Source organism: Streptococcus parauberis NCFD 2020 (assembly GCF_000187935.1).
Classification (GTDB): Bacteria; Bacillota; Bacilli; order Lactobacillales; family Streptococcaceae; genus Streptococcus; species Streptococcus parauberis.
The window spans coordinates 1,301,849-1,313,122 of sequence record NZ_AEUT02000001.1 but is presented as its reverse complement, the minus strand read 5'-3'; the positions used below and the strand labels follow the sequence as shown (position 1 = coordinate 1,313,122).

Here is an 11,274-nt window from a genome sequence, read left to right as displayed (position 1 = left end):
CTGTGAAGTTGAAAATGGTGTTTTTAATTCTTAATAATGGATAACATTGGTCTCATGTTGAATGTTACGAATAATCTCACTTGCTTGGCTTGATTTAAAATACTGATAAGTACTTTCAGGAACAAATTTTTTAATAGCTTCTAGATTATCTTCTTTTATCAGTTGTCGAACAGTTGAAGCACTAACAATCTCGCCATCAATACTTAGTCTAGGGATAACTATACAATCAATACCCATTTGAGGGAGTTTTTCTTGCATAGCCTGATTGTAGATATTAGTTACTAGACTATTTGGCTCCTCACCAACATATCGCTTAGTGATGTCGAGTGTCTTGGCAATTTTGGTGAAGATGCTAAGGTCGACTTCAGCTTGGCTTTTTATGATACTTTCGCTGTCCTTTTGGAAATACGAAGGAAAGGTGGATTGACTAATGATATAAGAGCCTGTTTCATGGTAAATAATATTCGTCAGGTGACTTGTACCTGCTAAGATAAGTGCTTTGCGAACTTCAAAGGGAACTAAGCTTGTGTCTTCGCTCACCAAAAATAGATGGACTACTTGGTTCTCACGGGCCGCTTTTTCTATCAGGTGTAAATGTCCTAAGGTAAAAGGATTAGCATTCATAACAATAGCGGCAGCATCAGTAATGTTTCTGTTGTCATCTGCTACTAGTTTTTTGAGGTAATCACTAAAACCTGCTCGGCGATTCTCCATAAAAGTAACTAAATTTGGAATTTCGGCAATGGGATAGAAGCCCAAGTCTTTAAAAAATTTGCTGGATTCGGGTTTGGTGTATACAAATAAATGTGTGTTACCTCTCTCAAACTGAACGGAAATTAAATGTGTTATTATTTGGTTTAGGAGGCCTTCACCGGTATACCTTTTACATACAGCGAAACAGCGTAATGTATTTACAAACAAACTTCCCGTGGCAATTAGGGTTCCATCCTCTTCAAAAATGCCACAAGTGTAATCAAGATTGGCATCACGTTTTATACCAGCATCTTCAAGTAATTGAGTTACTTTTGCTTGGTTTACTTTATCAAAAGTAAAAATTTGTGAAACAGTAAAATGTGGCATATGAGTTCCTTTCCTTGATAGCTTAAATTGACTAAGTCTATTTAAATATAGACAACTTATATCTTAATTATACACATCTAAAAATAAAAAAACATGTCGAATCATAAATGAGAGCTATAAAAACAGTAAAAGAACATTTTACTTCTTTATTATAATATAAGGAGTTATAAGTAGAAATTCATATTTTCTTTTGATTGCCCAGTAATAGTCAAAATAATGAGCTAGGTTTTTAGGATGCATTGGTGTATACTGTTACTATTGTAAATGTCATGAAAAAAGTAGAAAGGGAAAAATGGTTATAGTATTTTATACAGTCACAGTTGGTTTGCTCGGCGGAATGATAGCCAAGAAGTTGACCATTCCAGCACCTTTTATGATTGGGAGTATGTTAGCAGTAGCCCTCTTGTCTGTTACAACAGGTCAGATGGGAACAGTCCATTCGATGAAGCTCTTTGCCCAGATAATCAGTGGTGCTTATATTGGACAGAATGTGAGTAAAGAAGATTTTCTCAATCTACCCAAATTAGGTAAAGCTATTGCTGGATTAATGACTCTTTTTACGTTAAATATGTTGGTTCTTGGGACCATTTTGATAGTATTTTTCAAAATGGATGCTGTCACAGCTTTTCTTTCTTGCCTACCTGGGGGGATTGTTGACGTCTCGTTAATGGCAATTGATATGGGAGCGAAAGCGGACACTGTGGCTACTATGCAAACCGTCAGATTAGTCGGGATATTACTTATTTTACCCAATTGGGTTGGTTTTATTACGAATCGTTTTGCACCGGAATTGCGACAAATCCCAAGACAACAAAATGAATCTATCAAAGAAGTGAAGGAACTAAGCTTACGCAAGCAGAATAGACTAACCAATGATTTGCTAATCTTGGTGATTTCGACAATTGGCGGTCTGATTGGCGAATGGAGCGGATTACCAGTAGGGGCCCTCATTATCTCTTTGCTTTTTTCATCAGCTCTGAAGGTAAAGCGAGATACAAAACAACTACATCCCTATATCAGATATATTGCGCAGATATGTGCGGGTTCTTTAATTGGATGTAATTTCACCCACGAAAGTTTCTTACAAATGATTCATCTCATTATTCCAATAATTCTTTTATTATCCAGTTATATGATAATAAATGGTGTCTTTGGATATATTATGTATAAGCGTGGTTTTTTAGATATTCAGTCAGCTTTGTTTGCTTCATCCCCTGCAGGGGCAACGGATATCTCACTACTAGCTGGTGAATTAGGTGGAGATATGCCTAAAATTGCTGGAATTCAAATCAGTCGAACACTTTATACTGTGATTATTATGCCTCTTATTATTAAATTAATTACCTTGTTTATATAAAAAATGACTTATAATTAAGTCATTTTTTATATTATTTTCTCTAGGAATGCAAAATAAAGACTAAGTGCAAATAGATCTGCGCTGCCACCGGGGCTTAAGTGTAACTGAACTAAATGGTCGTTGTAGTCGGATAATTGCTTACACAGGTCAGGTGATGCTAAGTTCTTGTCCTTTAACTCTTTAGCTTCTTTCTGGACGGTTCTTAGGGCACCAATTCCTCCGCGATGAATAAGATTAGCATCTTCAACAAAAGTCATCAAGTGGAGGAGCAGTTTTAGTTGTAAAAAATGTTTATCTGATGTTGAATTAGCATGGTTTCGTAAGTAGGGGAGGGCATTTTTTGTTAGGCTTGGATACCCTTCTGCAGCCTCGCCTCTGGGACCTTTGATACCATAATTAAGGTAGAGTTTCTCTCCATATGTTAATTGTTCTTTTTCTGCTAAATTTTGCAAGTCATTTGCGATCAGGTGGCTTGTCATTGGAACTATCAGTTGACAAATAGCTCTGGTATCATCAGCTGTAAAGGAATCTTTTAAGTTTTTGTTAGGATTTTGTGCCAGATAAGCGCCTGTTGCTCCTAAAATTAATGCAAAGGAAAAGTTTACACCTTTGTGGGTATTGATACCATTAGTGGCGTCAAACATTGAACGTTCAGCTTCAATACCTTCCTCTCTGAGCAAGTTGAAAATTATCTGTGGGTCTTGTCTAAAATTATCAAAACCAATTTTGATATACCGATAGAAGTGAGCGGTTAATACGGCAGTTGAATCAATAAAAGTTGCAAGGGTCATGTCGGAGTGGGAACCATCATTGGCACAATCAACTAATCCTGGCTTTGGAGTTAAGGTCACTTCATATAAGAGTGCTTTACTAGCAGCCTGGCTAAAATAAAGCAATGGGGCATCAAGCATCTGTTCTACCTTCCAAATCTTGAACAATAAAATCTAAAGAATTATTGAGGTGTTCATGTGTAATTAAATTAACTTGTTGGTAATCTTTATTTTTCATACCACGATAAATCATCCAATGTTCATCTAGTGCTTTGCGTCGTCTCTCAACTGATGAGATAGAGATACGACGAAAATAGAGTAAGTAAGCCTGCAATTCAGAAACAATTTCTTTTAGACGAAGCATTTGGCTTTTTTCATAAATTAAGTTATTAAAATCATTGAAATTATCGAGGACTTTATCAACTTGGTCTTGAACTAAGTAGCCTTCACATGTATTTAAGAGTTGGCGCATTTCTTCAAAATCTTCAATGGACATTTTATTCATTGCAGTTGTCGATGCCAAGGTATCAAGTGCTTTTCGAATTTCAAATATCTCATGTGCATCATCAAGGCTGACTCCTTTAACAATAATACCTTTATTAGGCAAATGTTCAACGAGTTTTTCTTCCTCAAGTGCACTCAAGGCATACCGAATAGGAGTTCTACTGATATTTAATTCAGTTGAAAACTCTTTTTCATTGATACGGGTTCCAGCTGGAATCTCCCTTAGTACAATGGTCTTTTTGAAGGCTTCATATAAGGCAATTTTTAATGGTTTATTTTGTGAGAGTTCTAAATTATGTTTTACTACTTCGGTAATCGGATTCATTGGAGCTCCTTAAAGTCTGTTTTTTCTATTATATCTAAAAAAATGATAAAGATATAATAGAATCCCAACAATATATTATTATTATGTAATAGTTTAAAATAAAAAGGTTATGTCCATGGACATAACCTTATATATACAATAAGTGATTATTGAGGAATATAGATTGGCATATGGCCCATTAAAACAATAGTTACAATGAAGATAATAAAGATACCTAGAGCATATTTACCAGCTGTTTTTTGCCATTCACCCATATCTAAGCCTGTTAAACGAAGAAGGAGGTAAATGAAAGCTACTAAAGGACTTAGTAAGTGGAATGCTTGTCCCATAAGTGATGCTAAGGCCATTGACATGTTGTCGAAGCCATAACGTGCACCTGCCTGAGCAAGTACTGGCATAATACCATAATAGAAACCATCATTTGATAAGAAGAAGGTACCAGGTGCTGATAGTAAGGCAATAATTATGCCCCAGAATCCGCCTAATTGTTTAGGAATGATAGTTGTAAAGCTTTGTGCTAAGGCATTTGCCATTCCAGACCCTTGGAAGAGCCCCATAAAGATACCAGCAGCAAAGACTAGAATTACGACCTGAACAGCATCGCCAGCATTGTCACCAATACGTTTTGATTGATCCTTTAAATTAGGGTAGTTAACCATTAAGGCGATAATTGTACCTACTGCAAACAGAAGAAGTGATGGAATAGCAATTGATTCAATAAATGAGCCTGCGACTAACCATGCAATAAGTACGATAGTTAAGATACCATTGAAAAGGAAGAGATTAGGTCTTTTAATCGAATCTTTTTCACTATCAGCAACAGCGGTCAGTTCTGCTAATTCTGCCTCAGATAACTCTTTAACTCCAAGTCGTTGGCGTTCTTTTTTACCCATGCTTCTTGCAACAAAGAAGATAACATATAGAAGTGACAATACCATACCTGGTGCTAAATACCCAAGGATTTCTGATCCAACATTTAGAACTGACATAGCACGTGCAGTAGGTCCACCCCATGGAAGAAGGTTCATGATGGTGTTTTGTAAAATAATCAAAACACCTAAGTTCATGACTTTCATGTTGAGCTTTTGGTAGATTGGTAAGAAAGCAGACACAACAATAAGGGTTGTTGTTGTACCGTCACCATTCATTGATACAGCGGCAGAAACAATAGCAGTAGCCATCAAGACTTTCATTGGATCACCTTTTGCAAAGCGAATCATTTTTGCAGTAATTGGATCAAATAGACCTGTATCTAACATGATTGAGAAATATAGAATAGCAAACAGTAACATAATACCTGTTTTGGCTGTTTGACTAATTCCATACATAACCATTGGGCCAATAGCTGTGAAATTATTGGCAATTTTATCACCGCCTAGTGATTCAACGAAAGCTGCATCTGCAGTTAAGTCAGCTGAACCTGTTAGGATTGCAATGACTGCAAACACTAAAGGAATCATTACCAAAGCAGATAAGGGTGACATTTTCTTGGTCATTACGACATACATGAAAATGGCGATCATGGCATAAGCCAATATTGTGAGTAACATATGTTCCTCTCCTTTATATAAAATTATTTAGTAAACGATTTAATAATGAAACTCATACAAATAATAATGCAAATATTTTTATTTTCTGAAAAATAATACATTTTTAGTGTAAATGAAAGCGTTTAAAAAAGATAGATGTTTTGTGATAAAGAACACTAAAAAAACAAAATCTCTAATTTTCTATTTATTTCATATAAAGTTCTGTAAAAATATTCTTTTTGTGATGAAAGAACAATAAAAAGCCATTAAATTAGGAAATTACATATTATAATAATATTAAGCGAACAGATAGTTTCGATACGATGACTAGGAAAGGAGGAACCTATGGGATTATTTCAGCGACTATTTGGTAAGTCAGAAGAAAAGGAAATTCCTATTAACACTGTTGATAAAGGAGAGACCGAACAAATTGAAAAGGAATGGGAAAAATTACCAGCTTTCATTCCAGTTAATGAAGAAGACTATTCTTTAGTTAGTCTAATTGCCACTGCTATTGCCGCAGGTGATCGACCTGAGAGTAAATTTGTCGTTAAAAAAATTATGCAGCGAAATCCAGAAGTTTTACATGTTTCACTAATTGCTTCTAGTTTAGCAGCCGCAGATGTTATTGACAGCAAATTTAAGATAAAAACAGTTTATCGGAAAACAAATTAATAAGGAGACATGAACATGTTACGTAAATTTAAAATTTCTATTGATGGAAAAGAATACTTAGTTGAAATGGAAGAAATTGGTGGCACTCCAGCACCAGCACCTGTAGCTCCGGCTGCACCTGTCGAGTCAGCTGTAGAAACTCCAGCACCAGCACCAAGTCCAGCTGCTTCAGCGCCTGCAGGTGGAGATGCAATGCCATCACCAATGCCGGGAACTATTTTAAGAACATTAGTTAATGTTGGTGATACAGTATCAGAAAATCAACCACTTATGATTTTAGAAGCTATGAAAATGGAAAATGAGATTGTCGCAAGTAAAGGTGGAACAGTAGCAGCTATTCATGTCACTCAAGGGCAAGTCGTTAATGCCGGAGATGGTTTAATTACAATTAACTAATAATTATTTTATGGAAGGAAGTATCAAGTGGAAACTTTAATTCAAGGAATTACATCAATTACCATCCCACAAGTTGTGATGATGATTATTGGTGGCGTGTTAATGTATTTAGGTATAAAAAAAGAGTATGAGCCAACGCTACTCGTACCAATGGGATTAGGAACAATCTTAGTAAACTTTCCTGGTACTGGGGTCCTAACTCAAGTTGTCAATGGAGTTGAGCAAGAAGGTGTCTTTGACGTACTATTCAATTTTGGTATTGGTACAGAATTATTTCCATTACTAATTTTTATTGGAATAGGTGCAATGATAGACTTTGGTCCATTATTACAAAATCCATTCATGTTACTTTTTGGAGCAGCTGCTCAGTTCGGGATTTTCTTTGTTGTCGTTATAGCTGTTATGGCAGGTTTTGATATTAAAGAGGCTGCCTCAATTGGGATCATTGGTGCAGCTGATGGACCAACATCAATTTTTGTAGCTAATCAGTTGGCACCTAAATTATTAGGACCAATTACTGTAGCAGCCTATTCATATATGGCTTTGGTTCCTATTATTCAACCATTTGCGATTAAATTAGTAACAACTAAAAAAGAACGTCAAATCAGAATGCATTATAAAGCTGAGAGCGTCTCAAAATTAACAAAAATTTTATTCCCAATCGTTATTACTTTTGTAGCAGGATTTATTGCCCCAATTTCTTTACCACTTGTTGGTTTCTTAATGTTTGGTAACCTACTACGAGAGTGTGGTGTATTGGATCGCTTATCATTAACAGCACAAAATGAATTGGTAAATATTGTATCGATTCTCCTAGGTTTAACTATCTCTGTTAAAATGCAAGCTGAGTTATTCTTAAACTTCCAGACATTGATGATTATCTTATTTGGTCTAGTTGCCTTTATTATGGACTCAATTGGTGGTGTTATGTTTGCTAAGATGCTGAATATTTTCCGTAAGGAAAAAATTAATCCGATGATTGGTGCGGCAGGTATCTCTGCCTTTCCGATGTCTAGTCGTGTTATTCAAAAAATGGCAACGGATGAAGATCCACAAAACTTTATCTTAATGTATGCAGTTGGAGCTAACGTTTCAGGACAGATTGCTTCAGTTATTGCAGGTGGACTCTTACTTGCATTCTTTAGTTAATAAAAAGGAAGTTGAGAACAATTATGAATATGGAACATTTAACCATGGCCTTTGAACTAATGGGTCTTGGTATGGCTGGAGTCTTTATTGTATTAGGAATTTTGTATGCAGTAGCAGAAATTCTTATCAAAGTATTACCTGCCGAAAAATAAATTTGTGTAACAAGAGACGACACATCTTAATTTCAAGACAGTGCCGCCTACTGAATAAATAATGAGGTGAAATTATGGAAATTAAGCAAACTGCCGTAGCAGGAAGCCTGGAATCTAGTGATATCATGGTGACAGTTAGTCCTGCTACCAATGGCATCCAGATTGATTTAGAAAGTAGTGTTGAAAAACAATTCGGTCGTCGTATTCGTCAAGTAATTGAAGAAACAGTAAAAAATTTACAAGTTGAAAATATTGGAATCCACGCAGTAGATAAAGGTGCATTAGATTGCACTGTACAAGCTCGAACAATTGCTGCAGTTCATCGTGCTGTAGGACTTGATCAATATGATTGGAAGGAGATTGACTCATGGAACGTTTAAGAAGAACAATGATGTTTGTCCCTGGGGCTAATGCAGCCATGTTACGTGATGCCCCCCTTTATGGTGCGGATTCAATCATGTTTGACTTGGAAGATTCAGTGTCTTTAAAAGAAAAAGATACTTCTAGAACCTTGGTTCATTTTGCATTAAAGACCTTTGATTATAGCAATGTCGAAACGGTAGTTCGTGTTAACGGACTTGATACTGTTGGGGCGCTAGATATTGAAGCTGTTGTCCTAGCGGGCGTTAACGTTGTCCGTCTTCCAAAAACAGAAACAGCACAAGATATCATAGATGTAGAGGCTGTAATTGAACGTGTTGAACGTGAAAATGGGATTGAAATTGGTCGCACCAAAATGATGGCAGCCATTGAATCAGCTGAAGGTGTACTTAATGCAAGGGAAATCGCAAAAGCTTCAAACCGCTTAATTGGCATTGCATTAGGTGCTGAGGACTATGTTACAAATATGAAAACGCGTCGTTACCCCGATGGACAAGAATTATTCTTTGCAAGAAGCATGATTCTCCATGCAGCTCGCGCAGCTGGTATAGCAGCGATTGATACCGTATATTCTGATGTCAATAATCCAGAAGGTTTCCAAAATGAAGTGAAACTGATTAAGCAATTAGGATTTGATGGTAAATCAGTTATCAATCCTCGACAAATTCCACTAGTAAATGAGATTTATGCACCAAGCGAAAAAGAAATTCAGAATGCTAAAGAAGTTATTTGGGCCATTCGTGAAGCTGAAAGCAAAGGATCTGGTGTCATATCTCTTAAAGGGAAAATGGTTGATAAACCAATTGTTGAACGTGCAGAGCGTGTCATTATGTTAGCCAAAGCAGCAGGGCTAATGACTGAGGAGGATTTATAATGGTTGAAAATAAGGTGAAACGTGACATTCCTCAAAAATATGCTGATCAATACGGCGTATTTGACGGTGAATTAGCAAATGTAAAAGAATATAATGAAGCAAGTCGTCTCATTAAACCAGTTAAACCACGTGATGAGAAATTAGTATCATCCATTCGTGAAGTGATTGAAAAAACCGGTTTGAAAGATGGTATGACAATCTCTTTTCACCATCACTTCCGTGAAGGTGATTACGTTATGAATATGGTTCTTGCACAAATTGCTGCAATGGGTATTAAAAATATCTCAATTGCGCCAAGTTCAATTGCAAATGTGCATGAACCACTAATTGATCATATTAAAAATGGTGTCGTAACAAATATTACTTCTTCAGGATTACGCGATAAAGTAGGAGCTGCAATTTCAGCCGGAATCATGGAAAATCCTGTAGTTATCCGTTCACATGGTGGTCGTGCGCGTGCTATCGCAGCTGGGGATGTGCATATCGACGTTGCATTCTTAGGTGCGCCAAGTTCGGATGCTTATGGTAATGCTAATGGAACAAAAGGGAAAGCAACTTGTGGTTCTTTAGGTTATGCTATGATTGATGCTAAATATGCTGATCAGGTGGTTATTATCACAGATACCTTGATGCCATATCCTAACACTCCAATTTCAATCCCACAAACGGATGTTGATTATGTAGTTGTTGTCGATGAAATAGGGAATCCAGATGGCATAGCAAAAGGTGCAACACGTTTTACAAAAAATCCGAAAGAACTTTTGATTGCTCAATATGCTTCTGAGGTGATAACTAATTCACCATATTACAAGGAAGGATTTTCTTTCCAAACAGGTACTGGTGGTGCATCTCTAGCTGTAACACGTTACATGCGTGAACAAATGATTAAAGACGGTATTACTGCAAGTTTTGCACTTGGTGGAATTACCAACGCAATGGTTGAATTACTTGAGGAAGGCCTGGTTGAAAAGATTCTTGACGTTCAGGACTTTGACCATCCATCAGCAATTTCCTTAGATAAAAATAGTCAGCATTATGAAATTGATGCCAACATGTATGCCTCACCATTGAGTAAAGGCTCTGTAATCAATCAATTAGATACCTGTGTTTTATCAGCATTAGAAGTTGATACAGACTTTAATGTTAATGTTATGACAGGTTCTGATGGTGTTATTCGTGGAGCATCAGGTGGACATTGTGATACAGCTTTTGCTGCCAAAATGAGTTTAGTTATTTCACCACTTGTTCGTGGACGCATTCCAACCTTTGTTGATAAAGTTAATACTGTTATCACTCCTGGTACAAGTGTCGACGTTATCGTAACAGAAGTTGGTATTGCAATCAATCCAAACCGTCCTGACTTAGTTGAGCATTTTAAATCATTAAAAGTTCCCCAATTTACTGTGGCAGAATTAAAAGAAAAAGCTTATTCAATTGTTGGACAACCAGATGATATCGAATATGGTGATAAGGTTGTTGCCTTAATTGAATATCGTGATGGCAGTATCATTGACGTGGTCCGTAATGTCTAAGGACATCTTATTTAATGGGGAAATTGTTTGTTTAGATGACATGTTAAGGGCGCGTGAAATTAGAAGTTATAGACAGTATACACTTCTACAAGACCATCCCAATCAGAGTCTTTTGTCAGTGACAATGAATATTCCAGGAGCTGTTAAGAGCTCTGACTTGTTAGAAAAAGCATTTCTAACAGTAGTTAATCAAATCCAAAATAGCTTAGGCTCTCAAGCCATTGGCTTTGAAAAAACAGTCTTTCAAAAAACTGGTCCGGAATATTATTGTCTAACTGACTTAAGTGCTCAGCAATTAAAAGAAAAAATGATCGTTATTGAAACGGCTAGTCCGATTGGAAGATTGATGGATCTTGATGTGCTTTGGTGGAATGAGGGCCACCTGGTACCAATCAGTCGGAAAGATTTAGGATATGAAGCAAGGCAATGTTTTATCTGTTCTGCTGACGCTAAGACTTGTGGTCGTTCGCGAAAACATACTGTCTTAGAGATGCAAGAAAAAATTGCCGCAATGCTTGAGCCTTTCTTGACTAACTTAAAGGAGGAATGA

At 36.6% G+C, this 11,274-nt stretch carries 13 protein-coding genes; 9 read left to right on the top strand and 4 right to left on the bottom strand.

What is annotated here, in order from left to right:
• Positions 1-30: 30 nt before the first annotated feature.
• On the bottom strand, positions 31-1,080 hold the full coding sequence (citC, locus tag SPB_RS06535; RefSeq protein ID WP_003103966.1) for a [citrate (pro-3S)-lyase] ligase: 1,050 nt from the start codon (positions 1,078-1,080) through the stop codon (positions 31-33).
• Between the two features lie 292 nt (positions 1,081-1,372).
• Here citC and SPB_RS06530 point away from each other — a divergent pair, with 292 nt between their 5' ends.
• Positions 1,373-2,437, top strand: coding sequence for an AbrB family transcriptional regulator (locus tag SPB_RS06530; protein ID WP_003103428.1), 1,065 nt, complete (start codon positions 1,373-1,375; stop codon positions 2,435-2,437).
• Positions 2,438-2,463: 26 nt separating this feature from the next.
• On the opposite strand, the gene citG is transcribed toward SPB_RS06530, so the two are convergent.
• The 3 genes from citG to SPB_RS06515 form a co-directional block, all read right to left on the bottom strand.
• Positions 2,464-3,348: a triphosphoribosyl-dephospho-CoA synthase CitG gene (citG, locus tag SPB_RS06525; RefSeq protein ID WP_003106036.1), complete on the bottom strand. Its 885-nt coding sequence runs from the start codon at positions 3,346-3,348 to the stop codon at positions 2,464-2,466.
• Positions 3,341-4,036: a GntR family transcriptional regulator gene (locus SPB_RS06520; protein ID WP_003104845.1), complete on the bottom strand. Its 696-nt coding sequence runs from the start codon at positions 4,034-4,036 to the stop codon at positions 3,341-3,343. The genes citG and SPB_RS06520 overlap by 8 nt, the downstream gene beginning before the upstream one ends.
• 146 nt (positions 4,037-4,182) lie before the next feature.
• A complete protein-coding gene (locus SPB_RS06515; protein ID WP_003103413.1) occupies positions 4,183-5,586 on the bottom strand; it encodes a CitMHS family transporter in 1,404 nt (467 codons plus the stop codon).
• A 324-nt stretch (positions 5,587-5,910) separates the two neighbouring features.
• On the opposite strand from SPB_RS06515, the gene SPB_RS06510 reads away from it, so the two are divergent.
• The 8 genes from SPB_RS06510 to citX all read left to right on the top strand — a co-directional run bounded on the left by SPB_RS06510 (position 5,911) and on the right by citX (position 11,274).
• On the top strand, positions 5,911-6,240 hold the full coding sequence (locus SPB_RS06510; protein ID WP_003103052.1) for a hypothetical protein: 330 nt from the start codon (positions 5,911-5,913) through the stop codon (positions 6,238-6,240).
• Positions 6,241-6,255: 15 nt separating this feature from the next.
• Positions 6,256-6,636, top strand: a complete 381-nt coding sequence (locus SPB_RS06505) for an acetyl-CoA carboxylase biotin carboxyl carrier protein subunit (RefSeq protein ID WP_003105147.1) — start codon at positions 6,256-6,258, stop codon at positions 6,634-6,636.
• 27 nt (positions 6,637-6,663) lie between these two features.
• The gene (locus tag SPB_RS06500; RefSeq protein ID WP_003105652.1) at positions 6,664-7,785 is read left to right on the top strand and encodes a sodium ion-translocating decarboxylase subunit beta; all 1,122 of its coding nucleotides are present in this window, start codon (positions 6,664-6,666) and stop codon (positions 7,783-7,785) included.
• A gap of 23 nt (positions 7,786-7,808) precedes the next feature.
• The gene (locus tag SPB_RS11525) at positions 7,809-7,937 is read left to right on the top strand and encodes an OadG-related small transporter subunit (RefSeq protein WP_003103335.1); all 129 of its coding nucleotides are present in this window, start codon (positions 7,809-7,811) and stop codon (positions 7,935-7,937) included.
• A gap of 74 nt (positions 7,938-8,011) precedes the next feature.
• Positions 8,012-8,317, top strand: coding sequence for a citrate lyase acyl carrier protein (citD, locus tag SPB_RS06490; RefSeq protein WP_003104254.1), 306 nt, complete (start codon positions 8,012-8,014; stop codon positions 8,315-8,317).
• Positions 8,305-9,192 carry a citrate (pro-3S)-lyase subunit beta gene (gene citE / locus SPB_RS06485; protein ID WP_003106049.1) on the top strand — a complete coding sequence of 296 codons (888 nt, stop codon included), beginning with the start codon at positions 8,305-8,307 and terminating at the stop codon, positions 9,190-9,192. The genes citD and citE overlap by 13 nt, the downstream gene beginning before the upstream one ends.
• Complete coding sequence (citF, locus tag SPB_RS06480) at positions 9,192-10,724, top strand: citrate lyase subunit alpha (protein ID WP_003105164.1); 1,533 nt, start codon at positions 9,192-9,194, stop codon at positions 10,722-10,724. Before citE ends, citF begins: the two co-directional genes overlap by 1 nt.
• Positions 10,717-11,274 (top strand): citrate lyase holo-[acyl-carrier protein] synthase, encoded by a 558-nt coding sequence (gene citX, locus SPB_RS06475; protein ID WP_003103521.1) that lies wholly within the window; start codon positions 10,717-10,719, stop codon positions 11,272-11,274. The genes citF and citX overlap by 8 nt, the downstream gene beginning before the upstream one ends.

Bases quoted from the DNA above. Each gene is read 5' to 3' on its own strand.
- citC (WP_003103966.1), bottom strand. From the start codon at position 1,080: ATGCCACATTTTACTGTTTCACAAATTTTTACTTTTGATAAAGTAAAC.
- SPB_RS06530 (WP_003103428.1), top strand. From the start codon at position 1,373: ATGGTTATAGTATTTTATACAGTCACAGTTGGTTTGCTCGGCGGAATG.
- citG (WP_003106036.1), bottom strand. From the start codon at position 3,348: ATGCTTGATGCCCCATTGCTTTATTTTAGCCAGGCTGCTAGTAAAGCA.
- SPB_RS06520 (WP_003104845.1), bottom strand. From the start codon at position 4,036: ATGAATCCGATTACCGAAGTAGTAAAACATAATTTAGAACTCTCACAA.
- SPB_RS06515 (WP_003103413.1), bottom strand. From the start codon at position 5,586: ATGTTACTCACAATATTGGCTTATGCCATGATCGCCATTTTCATGTAT.
- SPB_RS06510 (WP_003103052.1), top strand. From the start codon at position 5,911: ATGGGATTATTTCAGCGACTATTTGGTAAGTCAGAAGAAAAGGAAATT.
- SPB_RS06505 (WP_003105147.1), top strand. From the start codon at position 6,256: ATGTTACGTAAATTTAAAATTTCTATTGATGGAAAAGAATACTTAGTT.
- SPB_RS11525 (WP_003103335.1), top strand. From the start codon at position 7,809: ATGAATATGGAACATTTAACCATGGCCTTTGAACTAATGGGTCTTGGT.
- citD (WP_003104254.1), top strand. From the start codon at position 8,012: ATGGAAATTAAGCAAACTGCCGTAGCAGGAAGCCTGGAATCTAGTGAT.
- citE (WP_003106049.1), top strand. From the start codon at position 8,305: ATGGAACGTTTAAGAAGAACAATGATGTTTGTCCCTGGGGCTAATGCA.
- citF (WP_003105164.1), top strand. From the start codon at position 9,192: ATGGTTGAAAATAAGGTGAAACGTGACATTCCTCAAAAATATGCTGAT.
- citX (WP_003103521.1), top strand. From the start codon at position 10,717: ATGTCTAAGGACATCTTATTTAATGGGGAAATTGTTTGTTTAGATGAC.